The following is a 21,874-nucleotide window of genomic DNA, read 5'->3' on the forward strand; positions in this document are numbered from 1 at the left end:
TATGTCCAAATTATAGACGAGGCTTTATTATGCAAACGCAAGAAGAAATGAATATTTTGGTACCGGAAAAAATAGCAGAAATTGAGCGTGATTACGATGTCAGAGTTTTATGGGCTATTGAGTCTGGTAGTCGTGCCTGGGGGTTTGAGTCTCCCGATAGTGACTTTGATGTACGGTTTATCTACAAACACAAGCAAGATTTTTATCTCCGTTTAAATGAACAGCGTGATGTTATCGAGCTACCAATTGACGACACTTGGGATGTGAGTGGCTGGGATTTAGACAAGGCTTTAAAACTCCTTTATAAGTCAAATCCAACACTATTTGAATGGTTACAGTCTCCAATTGTTTATCAACAAACGGATTTTATTGAGCGCATACGTCCACTTGCCAACCAGTATTTTTCTGAGAAGAAAATGCTGTATCATTACTTGAATACTGCTAGAACTCAAATGAATAAGTATCTTTCAGGATACAAGGTCAAACCTAAAAAGTATTTCTATGCGCTGCGTCCCATTTTGGCTTGTCGCTGGATTGAAAAATACCATTCTGTTCCACCGATTTTGTTTGATGATTTGGTCAAAGAATTACTTCCGTCTCAAATGCAGGAGCATGTTTCAAGATTGCTAGACATTAAGATAAATGAGCCTGAAGGTATGGAAATTGAGCCTATAATGCCAATTCAAGATTATATTTTAGCTAACATCCAAGAGCTGGATGCATACGTTCAAAGTGTTCGTGAGGAAAAGAAAGACTGGAAAGCTCTAAATCAATTTTTCTTGAAGAATTAGGCCACGACTGAGGTTTTTTATAGGTAAATGGACATGTAAATGTGGGCAAGCAATGAATGACCACCGAGCGCCCGATCCAAATGCTTATTCAGTTTATTCGGATGAGTTGTTTGAAGAAATCATAAATAAAGCTGACGACCATAATAAAATTTCTTATGAAGACATTTCAGAGGCATCATTTTATATGTGGAAGTGCCCTGGGTGTGGCAGTTTCATGGTTTTTGGCGAAGACGGGGATGGAGATCACTTTACTTTTTATGAGCGCCAAGAAGTAGAAAAGGTAGAGCCTCTCTTTGATCCAGATCAAGAGTTAAATCTTGTTGTGGTTGAGTTTCAGGAGGGAGGGAATGGTTATACTTATATCTGTGATGACCCAAATATCCATATAGGACACGCTGTTGTTGTCCCAGTGGGGAAGGAAAATACTGAAAAAACTGCTTTAGTTGTAAAGAAGTATCATGCCCTACCAAAGGATATCACTTTTCCTGTTGAAAAGGTAAAACGTGTCATTCGTAGGTATTCACATTTCGACCCAATCACTTCGAAAAACGTTTGTAGAAATATAATAAAGCTGGGAAGAATTCTAGATGTTTGCTCCAAAAACGCTAACCCCAACTCTCAGAAAACATATTATAGTATCAAAACTCCTTTAGGCTATTTCTGGTTAGAATTAAATGGAGTTCCGATTCCAATGAAAATCACACAGATTCAAGTCAAAGATAAAAAATATCAAGTTGATAGCGCCCTTTATATAAAACCTTCAGAGATTAACTGTAGAAGATTCTATGAACTGGAATTATGTGCAGATTTTGATATTGATGCTTCTAGATGGATCGATGTTCTCTCTGATGAAAACGTTTGGGGAAATACTTGGGAACTAAATGGTCTTCAATTTGGTATTACTGCAGGGGAGTCTCCAGAATTTGAAGACGAAGTTGTAGCGAGAAAGTATAGTCGTGTCCCACTTTATTATGACTGGCACCCTGAATTTGAAGATTATTATGGCTTCAGTTTAGCTTGGAAAAAATACGAGTCTGATAGCGATTTGTCAATAGATTTCTATACAACGTAAGAAGCAGGAGGATATGTATGAATCAAGCATGGGATTTATTGTTTGAGGGCAAGATTGAAGAGGCTAAAAAATTAGTTGAAGCTGATTTTTTATTGGAAACTTGCACAGATTTTAGTTTGTTAAATTTGATGGGGTATATTTATCTTAAAGAGCAAAAATACAACGAGTGCTTAAGTATCTATCAGCGTTACATTGACTTAGCACGAACTAAAAGTGACCCAGAAAATGAACATATAGGCTATCATCAGTTAGCCATGGTTTATCGTGAAATGAATGAATTTCAAACGGCACTTTTCTATATCGAAAGAGAGCAAAAAGTCATTGAAGAAGCTTTTACAGAGGATACCCTCAAATCTTCTGTTAACAATTATGAGCAAGGTTATTTACGATTAAAGCTAGGGAAAGTAGCAGAAGCATTCATGTATATGGAACAGTCCTTAAAACAAGCTTTGCAAACAGATGATTTAATTGCCCAAGCTTGTGCTTATAGAGGTTTAGGAGAGATTGGTTCGATACAAAATCCTGAAGAATCACATGAAAATTTTTTACAAGCTATCGCTCTTTTTGAAAAGGCAGGCGATCAGATTGGTGCTCAAGAGGTTAGAAAATTGCTAAATAATAAAAAGTAGCCTGCAAAGGCTACTTTTTATTAAAACACGCGATATACATAAGGATTTTCTGGTTTGTCTACTTTTGTGAAACTCTCAACTTCCAGTGTTGGGAGTTTTTGTTTGAGTTCTTTATGGTAGTGGAGGGTCAGGGTTCCTCTAGCGCTAATCCAAGTATTGTCAGGATACTGGCGTGAGTTCCCCTTGGTCAGGAGTCCATATACTCCAGAGTCTGCGATACAGTGGATGATTCCAAAGCGAAAGAGGAACTGGCTATCTGGATGGCTAGGATCGTTATAAACAAAGCCTGTAAACTCGATTTTCTTTCCTTCAAACTCTTGAGGGTAGTCATAGAGAACTTCCATGACTTCCATATAGTTTTCATCAGTGATGTGAATGGTTGTCTGGGAGAGGTATTTATCAGCTGTAGTTCTCATTTCCTTTTCATAAGCAGACTTGGAAAAATAGGTACTAGTATCGGGTTTGAGATATTGACTGGATGTTCCTTCGCTTGCCTGAATGGCTGTGTTGATTCCCTCAGCAAGTGGGAAATGGTATCCCTTAGCAGACACGGTTCTCGAGTCCAAACTTACTGTAGGAAAGGCAACTCCAATCAATAGGGGTAGTGACAGTAAAAAGAAGCTGATTCGTCTAGCTCGACGACTTTCTAAATGGCTGTGAGATTTGATTTTCTTAATCCAGATGTAGAATTGGACCAGAGCCAACAGAAGAGAAAGGACCATAGAGATATAGACTAGATAGGAATAGTGGAGGTTAATGTAGTGACTGAGCTTGCCAGATAGCTGCAGATACAGAGTTAGGGCAAAATAACCCAGTAAAATGAAAAATCGGATCATAGCATCACCCCCATCATGTAAGAATAAAGCAAGACAAGGACTGTCACGATGCCCATGAATTGCCAGATAAAGCGCGCTTTGAGATAGTGTTTCATCATGAGGAGATTTTTGATATCAAGCATGGGGCCAATGACCAGAAAGGCAAGGACTGGCGCTAGGCCGAAGCTCGAGAGGAGAGAAGCGCCAATAAAGGCGTCTGCCTCGCTACAAAGAGAGAGGAGAAAGGCTAGAAACATGAGCAAGAGAATCGCAAGGACTGGACTTGCGCTGATAGAGGTCAAGATCCGAGTCGGGACATAGACCTGCACGATAGCCGCAAAGAGACAGCCAAAGACCAAGTAACGCCCCATATCGAAAAACTCATCAATAGCTTGTATGAAGACCTGAAATACTTTTCTAGCGGGACCCAAGTGTGAAAAGTCATGTTCATGGCAAGCGATAGGATTCTCTTTTTGAATGGGTTCCTTCCAGAAAAATACTAGGAAAATCCCCAGAATCAAAGCAATTACAATAGCTCCCAGAGCTCGCAAGAAGGCAAGTTTTATTGAATTGCCAAAGGCAGAATATGTAGCGAAAAGAACGATAGGATTGATGATGGGAGCAGTCACCAGAAAAGGAACCGCTGTGTAGCTGGGCACTTTCTTTTCCAGAAAACGATTGATGATGGGAATGATTCCACACTCGCAGGATGGAAAGAGAAAACCAATGAAGGTACCAAAAAAGATCCTCCCCCAAAGATTGCGAGGAAGAAACTCATAAACTTTATCAGGTGTGATATAGACCTCAATCAATCCCGAAATGAGACTCCCAATCAAGACAAAAGGAAGGGCTTCAATCATGATGGAGAGAAAAATAGCCCCCACTTGTAATACACTAGGAGGAAGAGATTGGAAAACAGTCATCTATTTTTTCTTCTCAACTTTTTCTTTTTTGTCTTTGTCATCTGGGAAAGTGACTTGTGTTAAGTCAGGAAGTTTGGCGAATTCTTCAAACATCTTGTCCAAATCATCCGTTTTTGTAAATTTAACAGCCATGGGCCTACCTCTTTTCTACATTCTACCTCTATTATACTATTATTTTGCGGAAAAGGGATTATTTTTATTTTGATAATCAAAGATGCAAAAATAGGTAAGGCAAAACAAGAGCTGTTCCTTATGGTATAATAGATTCATGGATAAAAAATATGAAAAAATCTCCCAAGATTTGGGTGTAACCTTAAAGCAAATCGATACTGTTCTAAGTTTGACGGCTGAGGGGGCGACGATTCCCTTCATCGCGCGTTACCGGAAGGACATGACTGGTAGTCTGGATGAGGTGGCGATTAAGGCCATTATCGACTTGGATAAAAGTCTGACAAATCTCAACGACCGTAAAGAAGCTGTCTTAGCTAAGATTCAAGAACAAAGCAAACTAACCAAGGAATTGGAAGAAGCTATCCTGACAGCTGAGAAATTAGCAGACGTAGAAGAACTCTACCTTCCTTATAAGGAAAAGCGTCGGACCAAGGCAACTATTGCCCGTGAAGCTGGACTCTTTCCTCTCGCCCGTTTGATCTTGCAGAATGTAGATGGTTTAGAGAAAGAAGCTAAGAAGTTTGTCTGTGAAGGATTTGCGACTGGTCAAGAAGCCTTGGCAGGTGCGGTTGATATTTTGGTCGAAGCCTTATCGGAAGATGTGACTTTGCGTTCACTGACCTATCAGGAAGTGTTGAGACACTCTAAAATCACTTCGCAGGTCAAGGATGAGAGTCTTGATGAAAAACAAGTTTTTCAGATTTATTATGATTTTTCAGAGACTGTTGGCAATATGCAGGGTTATCGTACCTTGGCTCTCAATCGTGGGGAGAAACTAGGTGTCTTAAAAGTCGGATTTGAACATGCGACAGACCGTATCCTATCTTTCTTTGCTGCCCGATTCAAGGTGAAAAATGCCTATATAGATGAAGTTGTTCAACAGTCAGTTAAGAAAAAGGTCTTGCCAGCTATCGAACGACGCATTCGAACAGAGTTGACTGAGAAGGCGGAAGAAGGAGCTATCCAACTCTTTTCTGACAACCTGCGTAATCTCCTATTGGTTGCTCCGCTGAAAGGGCGCGTGGTTCTAGGATTTGACCCCGCCTTTCGTACAGGTGCCAAGCTGGCTGTTGTTGATGCAACAGGGAAAATGCTGACGACTCAGGTCATTTATCCTGTTAAACCAGCATCAGCTCGTCAGATCGAAGAAGCCAAGAAAGATTTGGCAGACTTGATTGGTCAATACAGTGTAGAAATTATTGCTATCGGAAATGGAACTGCCAGTCGTGAAAGTGAAGCCTTTGTGGCGGAAGTTCTGAAAGATTTTCCAGAAGTCAGCTATGTTATCGTAAATGAAAGTGGTGCTTCTGTCTATTCTGCCAGCGAACTAGCTCGTCAGGAGTTTCCAGACTTGACCGTTGAAAAACGCTCTGCTATCTCTATCGCTCGACGTTTGCAAGATCCGCTTGCTGAATTGGTCAAAATCGATCCTAAGTCAATCGGTGTCGGCCAGTACCAGCACGATGTCAGTCAGAAGAAACTGTCTGAAAGTCTGGACTTTGTCGTCGATACCGTAGTTAACCAAGTCGGTGTCAATGTCAATACAGCCAGCCCAGCACTTCTTTCCCACGTAGCTGGACTCAATAAAACCATTTCTGAAAATATCGTCAAATACCGTGAGGAAGAAGGAAAAATCACTTCACGCGCTCAAATCAAGAAGGTTCCTCGCCTCGGTGCCAAAGCCTTTGAGCAAGCTGCAGGTTTCCTCCGTATTCCGGAAAGTAGCAATATCCTTGATAATACAGGAGTTCACCCAGAAAACTATGCTGCGGTTAAGGAGCTCTTCAAACGCTTGGATATCAAGGACTTGAATGAAGAAGCACAAAGTAAGCTTAAGTCCCTTTCAGTTAAGGAGATGGCACAGGAACTGAATCTTGGTCCAGAAACCCTTAAAGATATCATTGCTGACCTTCTCAAACCAGGTCGTGATTTTCGTGACTCTTTTGATGCACCTGTTCTCCGTCAAGATGTACTGGATATCAAGGACTTGAAAGTCGGCCAGAAACTGGAAGGTGTGGTGCGGAATGTCGTTGACTTCGGTGCCTTCGTTGATATCGGGATTCATGAGGATGGCTTGATTCATATTTCCCATATGAGTCGTAAATATATCAAACATCCCAGCCAAGTGGTGTCAGTCGGAGATTTGGTAACGGTTTGGGTTAAGAAAATCGATACTGAACGTGAAAAAGTCAATCTGTCGCTCCTAGCTCCAAATGAATCTAACTGAGTATGTTCAGTCTGTTTCACTCGAAGACTTTGGTAGACCTTTCACGCACCAAGCCCAGTGGAATTCTCGTCTGCGAACGACAGGTGGGCGTTTTTTCCCCAAGGATGGGCATTTGGATTTTAATCCCAAGGTCTATAATGAACTTGGTTTGGAGGTTTTTCGGAAGATCGTGCGCCATGAACTCTGTCACTACCACCTGTATTTTCAGCAAAAGGGGTATCGACATAAGGACCGAGATTTTAAGGAACTTTTGAAAGAAGTGGATGGACTGCGCTTTGTTCCCCCTTTAAAAGACCAAAATACCTACCTAGTCTATCAGTGTCAATCCTGCCAGCAAACTTATCAACGCAAGCGTAGGATTGATACCAAACGCTACCGATGTGGCGTCTGCCGTGGTAAACTCGTCATCTTAAATCGGCCTAAGGACTGATGTTTTTGCCCCCGTTTCATGCTATACTAGTTGTAAGAATACTGAAAGAGGAAACAATCATGAATACAAAATTTTATAAAATGAGACGAAATCGCATGGTGTCGGGAGTCTTAGCTGGTCTATCAGACAAGTGGAATTTTGATGTAACCTTAGTTCGCTTTCTCTTCGCCATTTTTACCATATCAAATTTTGGAGTTGGTGTGATTATTTACATTATCCTCGCCTCCATCCTGCCAACTAAGGAAGAAATCGAAGCAGAAATGTACGGAACAGGACCACGCAAACGCAAGGAAGCCCAAGCCATTGAAGATAATGATGGCTGGTTTTGGTGAGATTTAACAGGAAGTATTTATTATTTGCACTATGATACTTAAAAGAAGTAGCATAAATGATTGAAAATCCCTTGTGGCTAAATAACCACAAGGGATTTTGGTATTTAATTATATTCTGTTTCGTCTTTAGAAAGACGAATTACCTGATCAGCCATTTTCCAAATACTAGGATTGTGAGTTGCGATGATAATTGTTCTATTAGCATTACGAAGTTCAAGGAGAATTTCCATAATTTCCTTGGAATTTTTTGGATCTAGCGAGGCGGTAGGCTCATCGGCTAAAATTAAAGGAGGATCTTTCAGGATAATCTTAGCAAGTGCTACGCGTTGAGCCTCGCCACCAGATAATTCATAGATTTTTTGGTTGAGGCTTAGATAATCTAGTCTGACAGCTTGTAGTGCTTGAAGAAGAAGTCTCTCTTTTTCTTGTTTCTTGTTCTGTTTTTTGCCAATCAGTCCCAGCTCAAGGTTTTCTCGAATGGTCTGACTTTCTAATAATCCGAAGTTCTGGAAGAGATAACCTAGCTCGTTACGATAGAATTCCTCATTTTTTAGTGAAGTCAAAGACTTTCCTTTGTAAACGATTTCTCCTTTGTCGAAAGTCTCTAGTTTTGCAAGCATATTGAGCAAAGTGGTTTTTCCACAACCACTATCTCCTATCAAAGCATACACCATACCACTTTGAAAATTCAGATTCAAGTCTGAAAAAATAATACGAGAACCAAATTGTTTCCAAATATGTTGCAATTCAATCATACTATCCTCCTTTGATGATGCTAGCATAGGTTTTACTTTCCTTCTTATCACAGATCTTCAATAGAAGAACGGCTAAACTTGAAAAGCTGAAAAATAGGATCAGGGTAATCCAGATATTCTTAGAAATAATGAAAGCTAGACCACTTCCGAGAAAGAGAGCTATTATTTGAGAAGTGATATATCTACTGTGTAATTCAAAGAAATAATAGCCTGCGATTTTTTTCAAGAATATGGTTTTGCGAAAGGCTTCAAAATAGAGCAGATTTAAACTTGTAAACAGCAAAATTGAAGTCAAAATAGCAAACATAGCACTCGCTAAGTTACTAAAAATTTCGATTTTGATTTTTTGATTTAACTGGAGATAGGTTTCCCTAGCAGACGATAGCCTTGAGACCATATGATCAAGTTGATAGTGTTTCAAAAGTTCTTGTGTCTGGTGGAGGTCTGTAAAATAGAGATATTCTAGATTTTTAAACCAGAAGATGGAGGAAGCCTTGCCAAGTACTTTAGGAGAAAGCACAAGAAAGATGGGATTTGATAACCATTGATCATAAGCGATATGGCTGGTATTATAGAGAAATACATCATTATTTTGATTGGTATAAGCTATACTAACTTCGACAGTTTGATTAGACTCGCTACTGTATAATTGGTTGGTTAACTCTTGTTGCAAGGTTGATTTTATATCTTTTTCATTTTTTTGTAGTTCTTCTGGGAGTATGGCAAGAACCTGTCCATCTTTTATATTATTGATTTTTTTAAAGGTTTCTGATGTTAACTTTATACCTTCTTTTTTGAAGTAGTTAGGTGTTACATAGAGAATATTTTTCCCTTCCAAGTCATAGGGATTTTGTTCAGAATCATTATGAGTTGAAAGATAATGTTTTACAGCTTGTATAGCGAGATTATGTTTGACTAGAAAGGCATTTTCATTTTCTAAAGAATATTGAATAAAGTCAAACCATTTATTAGCATTTGTCTGCAGTTCATCTAAATTTTTCATCTGACTGGAACGCCCTGTTTGAAGAGTAACAATATTGGAGCGTTGTTCCCAAGTAGCTTGTCCAGCCTCATTTTTCTCAAGGATATGATAGTAAGTAGACATACGTCCAAATCCTACAATAACCAGTAGAATGGCAAGTACCTGACCAAAGTAGAGAATGCGTAGGATTGACTTGATTGGTAATTTTCCTTTGATGATAGAGAGGAGATGAACTTTTTTCAAAGAAATGGTAAAAAGAAGGGCAATTAGGAGGCTAAGTAGGAAAAGTAGGCTATTGTAAAGAATAAAAAGTATTCCTAAAAAAGTTTGAACCTCATAAGGATATCCTAGGGAAATGAGCAAGACACTTGCTATCAGCAAAGCAGGAAGACCAAAAAGAAGGATATCAAGTCCGTCTCTTGCGAGAGAACGAAAGAAGAGATGGCTCAGTTGTTCTCCAGAAATCAATCGAATCCCTGACTGAGAGAGAGATTGAATTTGGCCAATAACAATCAAAGCTAAGAAAGTCAGCAAAAAGATTAACATACTGGTAAGCTGATCAGGTTGGGTAAAGATGGCAAATACAAAAGATACTCTGTCATTTTCAAATGCATTCGCTTTTTCTAGTCCAAGTTCTTTCAGATGAGTGGCCAATTCTTGACTAGTTAGGGATCCGCTGATAATATTGTAGTTGTTGAGAAGATCGCTCTTGTGAATGCTTTCTTGACTTGCTGGAGGCATCCAGTCTGGGAGTTTCCCATCTCCAAAAACTTCGTAGTAAGTTTGTGATTTTCCATCACTATCTACTTCCCAAATGGTTCTTGCGATGAGACTATTATGTTTCCTAGCAAGACTATTTAATTCTTCTTTAACGGTAGAATAATCTGCTTGCCCACTTAATACTGCTGCACCCGGGAACAGGATTTGTGGAAGAGAGTCTTTCCAAAAGGACAGAGTGGCAATGAGAAAGAAAGTTAAAAGAAGATTGCTGATGAAGAGAAAAACACGTTTCATAGGAACCTCTTTCTAAAAAAGAGGGGGCTGAACCTCCCTCCTTATAGCAGTGATACGAACGATAGTTTAGCACTTTTAAAAATAATTAGCAGAAAGCCAATTCTTTTAAAAGATGTTAAAGAAAGCCTTTTCATAATTTAATTTTACTATTATTTTAAGAATAAAACAAGCAATGACAGGACTTCTTATAGTAGCTATTTTCAAAAAAATTCCTCAATCTTACAAAAATGTAAGATTAAAGTCTCTTTTGTAAGGTTAGGTTATGGCAAGCCGCCTTTTTTTGCGATAAACTAGACTCATAAAGAACAAAGGAGCAAAACCATGAAAAGAATCTTACAAAAGAAAAGAAGAAAACAAAGTCAAAAAGATATCGAGCGTGTTCAACTGGGATGCGCTATGATGCAAGCACAGTTTCAAATGATGGGATATTAAGAAGGAGAAAATCATGACACTTTTAGATGTAAAACACGTTCAAAAAATCTATAAAACACGTTTTCAAGGCAACCAAGTAGAAGCCCTCAAAGATATTCACTTTACCGTAGAGAAGGGTGACTATGTTGCCATCATGGGGGAGTCTGGTTCAGGAAAGTCAACTCTGCTCAACATCCTAGCTATGCTGGATAAACCAACTCGTGGTCAAGTTTACTTGAACGGAGTAGATACAGCAACTATTAAAAACTCACGGGCTTCCAGCTTCCGTCGTGAGAAGTTAGGATTTGTCTTCCAAGACTTTAACTTGCTAGATACCTTGTCTGTTAAGGATAATATCTTGCTTCCGCTAGTTTTATCAAGGAGACCCATCACAGAGATGATGAAAAAATTGGTAGTGACTGCTGAAAATTTGGGTATCAACCAATTGCAAGAGAAGTATCCTTACGAGATCTCAGGAGGTCAAAAGCAGCGGGTAGCAGTAGCACGCGCTATCATCACTGAACCTGAAATTCTCCTTGCGGATGAGCCAACAGGAGCCCTTGACTCCAAGTCATCTACAGCCCTTCTTGATGTATTTGATGAAATCAATGAACGTGGCCAAACCATTCTCATGGTAACTCACTCAACGGCAGCAGCAAGTAGGGCCAAGCGCGTTCTCTTTATCAAGGACGGCATTCTTTACAACCAAATCTACCGTGGAGATAAGACAGAGCGTCAGATGTTCCAAGAAATCTCTGATACTTTGACTGTTATGGCAAGCGAGGTGAATTAGTATGTTCCGATTAACCAATAAGTTAGCGGTATCTAACTTGATTAAAAACCGCAAGCTCTACTATCCCTTTGCCCTTGCTGTTCTCTTAGCAGTGACCATCACCTATCTCTTTTACTCACTGTCACTTAATCCTAATATTGGCAAGATCCGAGGGGGAGAAAGTATTTCTGCGACCCTTGCTCTCGGTATGGTGGTTGTTACCATCGCTTCTGGAATTATTGTCTTTTATGCCAATAGTTTTGTTATGAAGAACCGCTCCAAGGAGCTAGGTGTATATGGTATGCTGGGTCTTGAAAAGCGCCATTTAATCAGTATGGTTTTTAAGGAGCTTGTTATTTTTGGTTCCTTAACCTTGACAGCTGGTCTCGGCTTAGGAGCCCTCTTTGATAAACTAATCTTTGCCCTTCTTCTGAAGCTGATGAAAATGAAAGTGGAGCTCGTTTCGACTTTCCAACCAATTGTCTTTATCCTAGTTCTCATCGTCTTTGGAGCTATCTTCCTAGGTTTGATTTTTATCAATGCCTTTCGTATCGCCCGCATGAATGCCCTTCAGCTCTCTCGTGAAAAGGCCAGTGGTGAGAAAAAAGGACGTTTCTTAGGCCTTCAAACCATTCTAGGTCTAATCAGTTTGGGAGCTGGTTACTATCTAGCAATAACAGTCGAGAATCCACTTTCTGCTGTTCTGATTTTCTTCGTAGCAGTCTTGCTGGTAATTTTTGGAACTTATCTTCTCTTCAATGCAGGGATTACAGTTTTCCTACAAATCTTGAAGAAAAACAAGCGTTACTATTACCAACCTAACAACATGATTTCCGTATCCAATCTTATTTTCCGTATGAAGAAAAATGCGGTTGGTCTAGCGACGATTGCTATTCTCTCAACCATGGTCTTGGTGACTATGTCTGCTACAACAAGTATCTTTAAAGCCTCAGAAAACTTCAAAAAGGTCATGAATCCACATGATTTCGGGATTACAGGACAGAATGTTGAAAAAGAAGACATAAATAAACTCCTAGACCAGTATGCTAGCGATAAAGGATTGACTGTCACAAAGAAAGAAGTCCTTACATACAGTAACTTTGGTGTGGCAAACCAAGAAGGTACGAAATTGACAATCTTTAAGAAAGGTCAAAATCGTGTTAAACCGAAAACTATTTTTATGGTCTTTGACCAAAAAGACTACGAGAATATGACGGGTCAGAAACTTGGACTTTCAGGCCATGAAGTTGGATTGTTTGCTCAAAACAAGCAACTTCAAGGTCAGAAAGAACTGACTCTGAATGACCAGACCTACACAATCAAAGAAGAAATCAAAAAAGATTTTATTCTTGAACATGTCCCAAATCAGTACAATACTCTAACTTCGGACTATAACTATTTGGTTGTTCCTGACTTGAAAGCCTTTCTAGAACAGCATCCTAACTCTTCCATCTTTAATCAATACTACGGTGGTATGAATGTAACGGCTAGTGAGGACGAGCAACTTAAAATTGCAGATGACTATTCAAAATTCGTTAACAACTTTAATAGAGAATTAAACAAAGAGGGAAGCTATGTATACGGAAGTAATCTTGTTGATAGCAGTGCGCAGATGAGTGCTCTCTTTGGTGGAGTCTTCTTCATCGGTATCTTCCTCTCTATCATCTTTATGGTGGGAACTGTTCTCGTTATCTACTACAAACAAATCTCTGAAGGCTATGAAGACCGTGAACGCTTCATCATTTTGCAAAAAGTCGGTCTCGATCAAAAGCAAATCAAGCAAACTATCAATAAGCAAGTGTTAACAGTTTTCTTCCTCCCATTGCTCTTTGCCTTTCTACACCTTGCTTTTGCCTATCATATGCTTAGCCTCATCCTAAAAGTCATTGGCGTGCTAGATGCGACCATGATGTTGACAGTCACTCTGTCCATCTGTACTATTTTTCTCATCATTTACGTCTTAATCTTTATGATTACCTCAAGAAGCTATCGCAAGATTGTGCAAATGTAAAAAAAGATACCTCGATGCTGGTCGAGGTATTTCTTTTATCTTAAATACTAAAGAGTTGTCCTAAGAGGAAGGTTACTCCCATGGTGAGAAGTCCGATACAGAGGTTACGGATCATAGCAGTTTTCGTAGGAGCTTTTCCTAATTTAGCACTGGTATAGCCAGTGACGAGAAGGGAAAGGGCTACGATAAGAACAGTTGCAGGAATGCGATAGTCACTTGGAAAGACGGTGATGGAAAGCATAGGAGGAAGACTTCCCAGTACAAAGGCGATAAAGCTAGATATGGCAGCATGCCAAGGATTGGTAAACTCTTCGTACTCGATTCCATACTTTTCTTCGACCAAGGCTTTGAGGGGATTTTTTAAGAAGGCCTTGTTGGTCAGGAGTTGGGCGGACGTTTCACACTCACCATTTTGAAGATAAGCGGCATAGAGAGATTGTTTTGCAGATTCGATGTCTTTATCCAAGAGTAATTGCTCTCTAGCAACAGCGGCTTCTTCCGTGTCTTTCTGAGTTGATACAGAGACATATTCGCCACCTGCCATAGAAAAAGCACCAGCGAGGATAGCGGCTAGTCCAGATAAAAAGATAATCCAGATATTGCTGGTCGCACTAGCAACCCCGATAACCACTCCAGCGATGGAAATAATTCCATCATTGGCACCGAGAACACCTGCACGTAGGATATTGAGTCGGCCTGCAAAGTTTGCATCAATTTCATGTTTTATTTCTGTCATAGTCATCTCCTTTCTCTCCATTATAGAGAAAAGAGTAGGGGAATACAAACTTTTTAAACTATCTGAAAAAAGTTCTACGATTCTAATTTTTAGGCCTTTTGAAGTTTCTCCGAAAAAGTAGTGCTATCCTACTGTACTGGACCTTTTTAAACTTATCTATGGTATAATAGAAGATAGATTTATCAATTGGAGAATAAAGGATTTTATGATTAAACTTGTAGCAACCGATATGGATGGAACCTTTCTAGATGGAGAGGGTCGGTTTGATATGGAACGCCTCAAAAACGTACTTGTTTCCTACAAGGAAAAGGGGATTTATTTTGCTGTGGCTTCAGGTCGTGGTATTCTATCCCTGAAAAAGCTATTTGCAGATGTGCGTGATGAAGTGATTTTTATAGCTGAAAATGGGAGCTATGTTGAGTTTCATGGTGAGGATATGTATGAGGCTACTATGTCTCGGGATTTTTACTTGAGCACTTTTGAAGCTTTAAAGAAATCGCCTTATTTTGATGAAAGAAAAATGCTCTTGACTGGGAAAAAAGCTTGTTATGTATTGGATACAGTGGATGAGACTTATCTGATGTTTAGTCGTCATTACAATGAAAACATTCAAAAAGTAGCGAGTTTGGAAGATATCACGGATGAGATTTTTAAATTTACCACGAACTTTACTGAAGAAACGATAGAGGCTGGAGAGTCCTGGGTCAACGAAAATGTTCCTGGTGTGAAAGCCATGACAACTGGTTTTGAATCCATTGATATTGTCTTGGACTACGTTGATAAGGGTGTGGCTGTTGTTGAGTTATCCAAAAAACTTGGTCTAACCATGGATCAGGTTATGGCGTTTGGAGATAATCTCAATGACCTTCACATGATGCAGGTTGTGGGACACCCAATCGCTCCTGAAAATGCGCGACCAGAGATTTTAGAATTAGCAGAAGCAGTGATTGGCCACCATAAGGACCAGTCAGTGATGGCTTATATGGAGGGCTTATAATGGCAGATATTAAATTGATTGCACTTGATTTGGACGGTACTTTGCTGACAACGGATAAAAAGCTGACAGATCGTACCAAGGCGGTCCTCAAAGCTGCGCGTGACCGTGGCATCAAGGTCGTACTGACAACGGGGCGTCCTCTGAAGGCTATGGATTTCTTTCTCCATGAGCTAGGGACTGACGGTCAGGAGGATGAGTACACCATCACCTTTAATGGTGGTCTGGTACAGAAAAATACAGGAGAGATTCTCGATAAAACGGTTTTTTCAATCGACGATGTGGCACGCTTGTACGAGGAAACTGAAAAACTCGGATTACCGTTAGATGCCATTTCAGAAGGAACAGTCTATCAAATTCAGTCGGATCAAGAAAGTCTCTATGCCAAGTTCAACCCATCCCTGACCTTCGTACCTGTCGCTTTTGAAGATCTATCTAGTCAGATGACGTATAATAAATGCGTGACTGCTTTTGCCCAAGAACCTTTGGATGCAGCGATTCAACAGATTTCTCCAGAATTGTTTGACCAATATGAAATCTTCAAATCGCGTGAACTCTTATTGGAATGGTCGCCGAAAAACGTCCACAAGGCAACAGGTTTAGCGAAATTAATTAAACACTTAGGAATCGACCAAAGTCAAGTCATGGCTTGTGGGGACGAGGCCAATGACCTTTCCATGATTGAATGGGCAGGTCTGGGAGTTGCTATGCAAAATGCTGTTCCAGCAGTTAAGGAAGTTGCCAATGTGATTACCCCAATGACCAACGACGAGGAAGCCGTTGCCTGGGCTATCGAAGAATACGTGCTAAAGGAGAACTAAAATATGGGATTATTTGACCGTCTATTCGGAAAAAAAGAAGAGCCGAAAATCGAAGATATTGTAAAAGAAGCTCTGGAAAATCTTGATTTGTCAGAAGAAGTTGAGGAAAACCAAACGGCAGTCGAAGAAACTTCTCAGGAAGTGACAGCAAGAGACAAAGTGGAAGAAACCCCTCAGATCTCAACAGAAGAAGTTATTGAACCAGAAGCAGTCGAGGAAACTAATCAGGAAGAGCTTGAGCTAGAATCTGATGAATTGGAACAATTCCAAGAGCCTGAAGAAGTTTTAGAAGAAGAGAGCCAAGAAACTGAAGAAGAACTAGCGTCAGAAGTAGTAGAAGAAGAACTTCCTCAGGTTGAAGAAACCGTGCAGGAAAAATATGACCGCAGTCTCAAGAAAACCCGTACAGGATTCGGTGCTCGTTTGAATGCCTTCTTTGCCAACTTCCGTTCTGTCGATGAAGAATTCTTCGAAGAATTGGAAGAACTGCTCATCATGAGTGACGTCGGTGTGCAGGTCGCTTCAAACTTAACAGAAGAACTACGTTATGAAGCCAAACTCGAAAATGCTAAGAAGCCTGACGCACTCCGTCGAGTCATTATCGAGAAATTGGTTGAACTCTATGAGAAGGATGGCAACTACGATGAACAAATCCATTTCCAAGATGGTTTGACCGTCATGCTCTTTGTCGGAGTCAATGGTGTTGGGAAAACAACTTCTATCGGGAAATTAGCTCATCGCTACAAACAAGCTGGTAAGAAAGTCATGTTGGTTGCGGCAGATACCTTCCGTGCGGGTGCAGTGGCCCAGCTAGCTGAATGGGGTCGACGTGTGGATGTTCCTGTTGTGACGGGGCCTGAAAAGGCTGATCCAGCAAGTGTGGTCTTTGATGGTATGGAACGCGCCGTAGCCGAAGGGATTGATATTCTCATGATTGATACAGCAGGTCGTTTGCAAAACAAGGACAACCTTATGGCCGAGTTGGAAAAGATTGGTCGTATTATCAAACGTGTCGTTCCTGAAGCACCTCATGAAACTTTCCTGGCACTCGATGCTTCAACTGGACAGAACGCCTTGGTACAAGCTAAGGAATTTTCGAAGATAACACCATTGACTGGTATTGTTTTGACAAAAATTGACGGAACTGCTCGCGGTGGTGTCGTTCTGGCTATCCGAGAAGAACTCAATATCCCTGTAAAATTGATTGGTTTCGGTGAAAAAATCGATGATATCGGGGAATTTAACTCAGAAAGCTTTATGAAGGGTCTCTTAGAAGGCTTGATTTAATACAAAATAAATATCCTGCAAGTCATCTTGCAGGATATTTTTGCTATTCTAAACGGCCATCTTCACGATAGGCGATATCTGGTTGCCAGGTCCATTTGGCTCCATACTTTTCAAGTAAGTCAAAGCTAGCTTGTGGTCCCATGCTTCCAGCTTTATAATCGTAGAGTGGAGCACCGTTTTCAGCCCAGAGCTCTTCGATACGGTCAATCAATTTCCACGAAGCACTTACCTCATCCCAGTGGCTAAAGTTGGTAGAGTTGTTATTCAAGACATCGTAGATTAATTTCTCGTATGGGTCTGGTGAGGCTCCAGTAGCAGTAGCATCTGTACGGTAATCCAGAGAGCTTGGTGCCAGGTTAAATTCTTCACCGACTTGCTTACCATTGAGGCTGAGAGAGAATCCTTCAGTTGGTTGGATATAGATGGTCAAGATATTTGGTGCCAATGGTTCTCCAAAGATAGAGTCCATTTGCTTAAAGACGATATTGACATGAGTTCCTTTTTCAGTTAGACGTTTACCTGTACGGAAGAAGAAAGGTACATCACGGAAACGATCAGTATCTACAAAGAAGGCACCAGACGCAAAGGTTTCTGTTGTAGATTCTGGGTCGACATTTGGTTCGCTTCGATAGGAAATGTATTTCATGCCATCGATTTTACCTGAACGGTATTGACCTCGAATAAAGTGTTCTTTTAGTTCTTCCTCAGTTGGATGATAGAGGTTTTTAAAGACTTTTATCTTTTCAGCACGAATCTCATCCTTTGTAAAGCTAGCTGGTTTGTCCATGGCTAGAAGAGAGAGGAGTTGGAGTGTATGGTTTTGCACCATATCACGAAGGGCACCAGATTGATCATAGTAGCCACCACGTTCTTCTACACCCAAGCGCTCTGCAAAGGTAATCTGAACATTATCGATGTGTTCGCGATTCCAAACATTCTCAAAAATCATGTTGGCAAAACGAACAGCAAAGATACTCTGAATCATCTCTTTACCTAGGTAATGGTCGATACGGTAGATTTGCTCTTCATCAAAGGCCGCAAGGAGATCTTCATTGAGTTTGCTAGCTGTTTCGTAGTCTGTACCAAATGGTTTCTCAACGATCAAGCGCTCAAAACCTTTGCCATCGACAATGTTTTCAGATTTGAGGTGCTTGGCAATGGTTCCAAAGAACTGAGGTGCCATAGACAAGAAGAAGAGCTTGTTGTGTTCAGCTTGGTATTTTTCATTCAGCTCAGCTTGTAATTGGCGCAAAGCAATGTAATGTTCCGTATCATTCACATCATGGCTTTGATAGTAGAAGTGGCTAGCAAATTCTTGGGCTTGCTCGGTACTATCTGCCAAGTCAAGGATGGACTCGACAACTACAGATTCAAAATATTCCTTACTCCAAGGTCTACGAGCTGTTCCGATAACAGCAAAATGCTCAGAGAGATTGCCTGATTTATAGAGCCTGAAAAGGGAAGGGTAGAGTTTGCGTTTAGCTAAATCTCCACTCGCACCGAAAATTGTAACAATAACCTTTGATGACATCTAGCTACCTAATTTCTATATTTTTTCCTAGTTGGACTAGGGATGAGATTTTCTCATTGTCATAGCTTTTATTTTATCATAATTTTCAAAAAAATCAAAAATCCAATACGCAATTAAAAAAGTGTAAGGAGAACCTTACACTTTCGTTTTATACGTTTAAGACCTTGTCCAAGAACTCTTTTAGACGAGGATGTTGCGGATTGTCAAAGATTTGATCTGGAGTTCCATCTTCCAGGAATTCACCATCAGCCGTAAAGATAACACGGTTGGCCACTTGACGAGCAAATCCCATCTCGTGGGTTACGATGATCATGGTCATGCCTTGCTCTGCTAATTCCTTCATAACGTTTAGTACATCTCCAACCATTTCAGGGTCAAGAGCGGAAGTTGGTTCATCAAAGAGCATGATATCAGGATTCATGGCAAGTCCACGAGCGATGGCTACACGCTGTTTCTGACCACCTGAAAGGCTATCTGGATTGGCATTAGCTTTATCTGCTAGTCCAACCTTTTCAAGCAACTCCATCCCCAATTTCTCAGCTTCTTCTTTGGTCATTCGTTTGTGTTCAATAGGAGCAAAAGTGATATTTTCTAGAACGGACATGTGAGGGAAGAGATTGAAATGTTGGAAGACCATTCCTACGTTCTCACGAACATGATCTACATTGGTTGATTTGTCAGTCAAATCATAACCATTCACAGTGATGTGACCACTCGTTACCTCCTCGAGAAGGTTAAGGCTACGGAGGAAAGTGGATTTACCAGAACCAGAAGGACCGATGATACAAACAACATCTCCTTCATAAAACTTAGTAGTAATACCTTTTAAAACTTCGTTTTTTCCATAATACTTATGCAAATCATTTACATCAATTTTTAGTTTTGCCATTAACGAATCCTCTTTTCTAAGCGTTTCGCTAGTCTAGTCAAAAGCGTGATAATTACAAGATAGAAGATAGCAAGGATTGCATACATCTTGAAACTTTGGTAGTTACGGGCGATGATGATCTTACCAGTTTGGAAGAGTTCCACCAAACCAATAGCAGATACGATGGTTGTATCTTTAAGAGCGATAACGAATTGGTTGACGAAGTTTGGCAACATCAATTTAGTCGCTTGTGGCAAGATAATCTTTCGCATGGTTTTTCCATAAGAGATACCAAGACTGCGACTGGCCTCCATTTGCCCAACTGGAACAGCTTGGATCCCACCACGAACAATTTCAGCGATATAAGCAGCTGCATTGAGTGAGAGGGCGATAGTACCAGCTACAAAGTCATTGATTGGACTTTGTTGGCCTGTAATGGACTCGATGAAGTTTGGAATTCCCCAGAAAATGAAGGCTGCAAGAATCATCAAGGGAATACCACGGATAACGTCAACGAAAATCTCAGAGATCAAACGAAGAGATTTGTATGGGCTAACGCTAAACATACCGAAGATAATACCGATGACAATGGCAATTGCAAATGAAATAAGCGCTAGAGCAAGAGTAATTCCAAGTCCACTAAGAAGTTGTTTGTAGTTGTTTTGAAGCAAGCCCCAGATAGTAGTTTCGTCAACCGTACTTGTAGAGTTAGTTGAAGATTCGCTAGCTAGATACTTGTCAAGAATCTTTTGGAATTCTCCGTTAGCTTTGAGGTTGGCAAGTCCATTATTGAACATCTGGATCAATTCAGGGTTTGTTCCTTTTTTAACCGCAAAGGCTGTTTCACCGATTGGAGTTCCAGCGATTGGCGTTTTCAATTTTTGACCTTGGCTGATAGAATATTTGAGAACAGGCTCATCATCCATCACGGCATCAATAGATCCAGTATTCAGACTGTCATACATTGATGCGCCATCTGCAAAGGTTTTAATCTTATAGCCGTATTTACTTTGGTTCTCAGTAAGGAACGTTTGAGAAGCAGTCCCGTTTTTTACACCGACAGTTTTATCCTTGAGATCTTCATAAGAAGCGATGGTGCTTGATTCTTTTACACCGAGAATCGTATTTGCTGTGTAGTATGATTCTGAGAAATCGAAGGTTTCCTTACGGGCATCCGTTACAGACATACCAGCAATGATACCATCTGCTTGTCCTGCTTGAACAGCACTAATGGCTGCGTCAAATCCTGGGTTGGTAATTTCAATTTCAAAACCTTGGTCTTTGGCAATGGCCTTGATAAGGTCCATATCAATACCAGTGTATTGATTGCTTGAATTTTGAAAGACGAATGGAGCAAAAGATGAATCGCTGGCAATAATGTACTTGCTTTTTACAGGAGTAGCTTTTTGTCCAGTAGCAGTAGTTGTCGTTGGGGTTGCCGTAGTTGTAGAAGCTGTCCATTTTTGGATGATTTGCTTCAAGCTACCATCTTTCTTCATTTGTGCTAGGGCTTCGTTAAACTCGGTAACCAAGTGTTCATACTTGCTTCCTTTCTTGACACCAAAGGCAAAGCTTCCAACAGCCTCACCATCCATATTGATGCTGAGATCTTGTCCTTGATTAATCGCATACTCAATAACAGGTTTATCATCCATGATGGCATTTACAGCACCAGCACTTAAACTGTTATTCATCAAATCACCTGTATCAAAGGTTTTAATAGAAAACCCGTATTTATCTTTGATACTTTCGAGGAAACGTTGAGCGGCAGTTCCGTTCTTAACTCCAACTGTTTTCCCGCTAAGTTCCTCATATTTGGTGATTTTATTCGCCTTTGTGGTAGCAATGACAACTTTTGTATCATAATAGGTATCAGACATGGTAAAGACATTTTCACGTTCTTTTGTTTTTGTCATACCTGCCATAATAGCATCTGCTTGACCTGACTGCACTGCATTTACAGCTGCATCAAAGCCAGGATAAGACATTTGGATATTCCATCCTTTGATTTCTGCGACTTTATTGATAATATCAACATCAATTCCTTTATAGGTTTGATCTGAATCTTTAAACTCAAAAGGTGCGTAAGCTGTATCAGACACAATCTTAACAGTATCAGCTTTTGCCATACCTAGTGAGAAAATGGGAAATAAAATGAGCAAACATGCTAGTATTTTTCTCTTCATTTTTAGTCTCCTTTTCCGAATATTTTTCCATTATACCAGAAAAAAGGTGAAAAGGCAAATTTTATGAATTTTATGTAAGAAAATATAACATGGATTGCTCGTTCTTATCAGTTTGG

20 protein-coding genes are annotated in these 21,874 nt (G+C 40.2%); 11 read left to right on the top strand and 9 right to left on the bottom strand.

All coding sequences use genetic code 11. The annotated features are described in order from the left end of the window. Positions 1–29: 29 nt before the first annotated feature. From MK405_RS02110 to MK405_RS02120, 3 genes are read left to right on the top strand one after another with little or no spacing between them, the layout of a single operon-like run. Positions 30–791: a nucleotidyltransferase domain-containing protein gene (locus MK405_RS02110; RefSeq protein WP_268704187.1), complete on the top strand. Its 762-nt coding sequence runs from the start codon at positions 30–32 to the stop codon at positions 789–791. A 52-nt stretch (positions 792–843) separates the two neighbouring features. Next, positions 844–1,863: a hypothetical protein gene (locus tag MK405_RS02115; protein ID WP_268704188.1), complete on the top strand. Its 1,020-nt coding sequence runs from the start codon at positions 844–846 to the stop codon at positions 1,861–1,863. Between the two features lie 17 nt (positions 1,864–1,880). Beyond that, a complete protein-coding gene (locus MK405_RS02120; protein ID WP_268704189.1) occupies positions 1,881–2,492 on the top strand; it encodes a tetratricopeptide repeat protein in 612 nt (203 codons plus the stop codon). A 20-nt stretch (positions 2,493–2,512) separates the two neighbouring features. Here the strand turns inward: MK405_RS02120 and MK405_RS02125 are convergent, their stop codons facing one another. The 3 genes from MK405_RS02125 to MK405_RS02135 are packed head-to-tail and all read right to left on the bottom strand — an operon-like array spanning position 2,513 to position 4,362. Then, on the bottom strand, positions 2,513–3,328 hold the full coding sequence (locus MK405_RS02125; protein WP_268704190.1) for a TIGR03943 family putative permease subunit: 816 nt from the start codon (positions 3,326–3,328) through the stop codon (positions 2,513–2,515). Further along, complete coding sequence (locus MK405_RS02130; protein WP_268704191.1) at positions 3,325–4,230, bottom strand: permease; 906 nt, start codon at positions 4,228–4,230, stop codon at positions 3,325–3,327. The genes MK405_RS02125 and MK405_RS02130 overlap by 4 nt, the downstream gene beginning before the upstream one ends. Continuing rightward, entirely contained in the window at positions 4,231–4,362 is a 132-nt protein-coding gene (locus tag MK405_RS02135) for an SPJ_0845 family protein (protein ID WP_000268696.1), read from the bottom strand. A gap of 136 nt (positions 4,363–4,498) precedes the next feature. Between MK405_RS02135 and MK405_RS02140 the strand changes: the two genes are divergently transcribed. The 3 genes from MK405_RS02140 to MK405_RS02150 are packed head-to-tail and all read left to right on the top strand — an operon-like array spanning position 4,499 to position 7,390. Beyond that, positions 4,499–6,628 (top strand): Tex family protein, encoded by a 2,130-nt coding sequence (locus MK405_RS02140; RefSeq protein WP_268704192.1) that lies wholly within the window; start codon positions 4,499–4,501, stop codon positions 6,626–6,628. Further along, positions 6,615–7,058 carry a SprT family protein gene (locus MK405_RS02145; RefSeq protein ID WP_247924165.1) on the top strand — a complete coding sequence of 148 codons (444 nt, stop codon included), beginning with the start codon at positions 6,615–6,617 and terminating at the stop codon, positions 7,056–7,058. The genes MK405_RS02140 and MK405_RS02145 overlap by 14 nt, the downstream gene beginning before the upstream one ends. A gap of 59 nt (positions 7,059–7,117) precedes the next feature. Next, positions 7,118–7,390, top strand: a complete 273-nt coding sequence (locus tag MK405_RS02150; protein WP_247946443.1) for a PspC domain-containing protein — start codon at positions 7,118–7,120, stop codon at positions 7,388–7,390. Positions 7,391–7,494: 104 nt separating this feature from the next. Here the strand turns inward: MK405_RS02150 and MK405_RS02155 are convergent, their stop codons facing one another. Both MK405_RS02155 and MK405_RS02160 read right to left on the bottom strand, forming a co-directional pair. Then, complete coding sequence (locus MK405_RS02155; RefSeq protein WP_268704193.1) at positions 7,495–8,145, bottom strand: ABC transporter ATP-binding protein; 651 nt, start codon at positions 8,143–8,145, stop codon at positions 7,495–7,497. Between the two features lies 1 nt (position 8,146). After that, positions 8,147–10,141, bottom strand: a complete 1,995-nt coding sequence (locus MK405_RS02160) for a DUF1430 domain-containing protein (RefSeq protein ID WP_268704194.1) — start codon at positions 10,139–10,141, stop codon at positions 8,147–8,149. Between the two features lie 445 nt (positions 10,142–10,586). On the opposite strand from MK405_RS02160, the gene MK405_RS02165 reads away from it, so the two are divergent. Continuing rightward, positions 10,587–11,345: an ABC transporter ATP-binding protein gene (locus tag MK405_RS02165; protein WP_268704195.1), complete on the top strand. Its 759-nt coding sequence runs from the start codon at positions 10,587–10,589 to the stop codon at positions 11,343–11,345. Position 11,346: 1 nt separating this feature from the next. After that, positions 11,347–13,335, top strand: a complete 1,989-nt coding sequence (locus tag MK405_RS02170) for an ABC transporter permease (protein ID WP_268704196.1) — start codon at positions 11,347–11,349, stop codon at positions 13,333–13,335. Between the two features lie 40 nt (positions 13,336–13,375). Here the strand turns inward: MK405_RS02170 and MK405_RS02175 are convergent, their stop codons facing one another. Beyond that, complete coding sequence (locus MK405_RS02175; RefSeq protein ID WP_000136040.1) at positions 13,376–14,071, bottom strand: VIT1/CCC1 transporter family protein; 696 nt, start codon at positions 14,069–14,071, stop codon at positions 13,376–13,378. Between the two features lie 205 nt (positions 14,072–14,276). On the opposite strand from MK405_RS02175, the gene MK405_RS02180 reads away from it, so the two are divergent. From MK405_RS02180 to ftsY, 3 genes are read left to right on the top strand one after another with little or no spacing between them, the layout of a single operon-like run. Continuing rightward, the gene (locus MK405_RS02180) at positions 14,277–15,068 is read left to right on the top strand and encodes a Cof-type HAD-IIB family hydrolase (RefSeq protein WP_268704197.1); all 792 of its coding nucleotides are present in this window, start codon (positions 14,277–14,279) and stop codon (positions 15,066–15,068) included. Further along, positions 15,068–15,886, top strand: a complete 819-nt coding sequence (locus tag MK405_RS02185) for a Cof-type HAD-IIB family hydrolase (RefSeq protein ID WP_268704198.1) — start codon at positions 15,068–15,070, stop codon at positions 15,884–15,886. The genes MK405_RS02180 and MK405_RS02185 overlap by 1 nt, the downstream gene beginning before the upstream one ends. A 3-nt stretch (positions 15,887–15,889) precedes the next feature. Further along, on the top strand, positions 15,890–17,173 hold the full coding sequence (gene ftsY, locus MK405_RS02190; protein ID WP_268704199.1) for a signal recognition particle-docking protein FtsY: 1,284 nt from the start codon (positions 15,890–15,892) through the stop codon (positions 17,171–17,173). A 43-nt stretch (positions 17,174–17,216) separates the two neighbouring features. Here ftsY and zwf read toward each other — a convergent pair whose 3' ends face one another. The 3 genes from zwf to MK405_RS02205 form a co-directional block, all read right to left on the bottom strand. Continuing rightward, entirely contained in the window at positions 17,217–18,704 is a 1,488-nt protein-coding gene (zwf, locus tag MK405_RS02195) for a glucose-6-phosphate dehydrogenase (RefSeq protein ID WP_268704200.1), read from the bottom strand. 148 nt (positions 18,705–18,852) lie between these two features. Next, on the bottom strand, positions 18,853–19,593 hold the full coding sequence (locus tag MK405_RS02200) for an amino acid ABC transporter ATP-binding protein (RefSeq protein ID WP_007516801.1): 741 nt from the start codon (positions 19,591–19,593) through the stop codon (positions 18,853–18,855). Continuing rightward, positions 19,593–21,758: an ABC transporter substrate-binding protein/permease gene (locus MK405_RS02205; RefSeq protein ID WP_268704201.1), complete on the bottom strand. Its 2,166-nt coding sequence runs from the start codon at positions 21,756–21,758 to the stop codon at positions 19,593–19,595. The genes MK405_RS02200 and MK405_RS02205 overlap by 1 nt, the downstream gene beginning before the upstream one ends. Positions 21,759–21,874: the final 116 nt, after the last annotated feature.

This window comes from Streptococcus oralis (assembly GCF_026782345.1).
In the GTDB taxonomy this organism is placed as follows: Bacteria; Bacillota; Bacilli; order Lactobacillales; family Streptococcaceae; genus Streptococcus; species Streptococcus oralis_CK.

Coding starts and splice junctions, on each gene's coding strand:
- MK405_RS02110 (WP_268704187.1), top strand. CDS start 30: ATGCAAACGCAAGAAGAAATGAATATTTTGGTACCGGAAAAAATAGCA.
- MK405_RS02115 (WP_268704188.1), top strand. CDS start 844: ATGAATGACCACCGAGCGCCCGATCCAAATGCTTATTCAGTTTATTCG.
- MK405_RS02120 (WP_268704189.1), top strand. CDS start 1,881: ATGAATCAAGCATGGGATTTATTGTTTGAGGGCAAGATTGAAGAGGCT.
- MK405_RS02125 (WP_268704190.1), bottom strand. CDS start 3,328: ATGATCCGATTTTTCATTTTACTGGGTTATTTTGCCCTAACTCTGTAT.
- MK405_RS02130 (WP_268704191.1), bottom strand. CDS start 4,230: ATGACTGTTTTCCAATCTCTTCCTCCTAGTGTATTACAAGTGGGGGCT.
- MK405_RS02135 (WP_000268696.1), bottom strand. CDS start 4,362: ATGGCTGTTAAATTTACAAAAACGGATGATTTGGACAAGATGTTTGAA.
- MK405_RS02140 (WP_268704192.1), top strand. CDS start 4,499: ATGGATAAAAAATATGAAAAAATCTCCCAAGATTTGGGTGTAACCTTA.
- MK405_RS02145 (WP_247924165.1), top strand. CDS start 6,615: ATGAATCTAACTGAGTATGTTCAGTCTGTTTCACTCGAAGACTTTGGT.
- MK405_RS02150 (WP_247946443.1), top strand. CDS start 7,118: ATGAATACAAAATTTTATAAAATGAGACGAAATCGCATGGTGTCGGGA.
- MK405_RS02155 (WP_268704193.1), bottom strand. CDS start 8,145: ATGATTGAATTGCAACATATTTGGAAACAATTTGGTTCTCGTATTATT.
- MK405_RS02160 (WP_268704194.1), bottom strand. CDS start 10,141: ATGAAACGTGTTTTTCTCTTCATCAGCAATCTTCTTTTAACTTTCTTT.
- MK405_RS02165 (WP_268704195.1), top strand. CDS start 10,587: ATGACACTTTTAGATGTAAAACACGTTCAAAAAATCTATAAAACACGT.
- MK405_RS02170 (WP_268704196.1), top strand. CDS start 11,347: ATGTTCCGATTAACCAATAAGTTAGCGGTATCTAACTTGATTAAAAAC.
- MK405_RS02175 (WP_000136040.1), bottom strand. CDS start 14,071: ATGACAGAAATAAAACATGAAATTGATGCAAACTTTGCAGGCCGACTC.
- MK405_RS02180 (WP_268704197.1), top strand. CDS start 14,277: ATGATTAAACTTGTAGCAACCGATATGGATGGAACCTTTCTAGATGGA.
- MK405_RS02185 (WP_268704198.1), top strand. CDS start 15,068: ATGGCAGATATTAAATTGATTGCACTTGATTTGGACGGTACTTTGCTG.
- ftsY (WP_268704199.1), top strand. CDS start 15,890: ATGGGATTATTTGACCGTCTATTCGGAAAAAAAGAAGAGCCGAAAATC.
- zwf (WP_268704200.1), bottom strand. CDS start 18,704: ATGTCATCAAAGGTTATTGTTACAATTTTCGGTGCGAGTGGAGATTTA.
- MK405_RS02200 (WP_007516801.1), bottom strand. CDS start 19,593: ATGGCAAAACTAAAAATTGATGTAAATGATTTGCATAAGTATTATGGA.
- MK405_RS02205 (WP_268704201.1), bottom strand. CDS start 21,758: ATGAAGAGAAAAATACTAGCATGTTTGCTCATTTTATTTCCCATTTTC.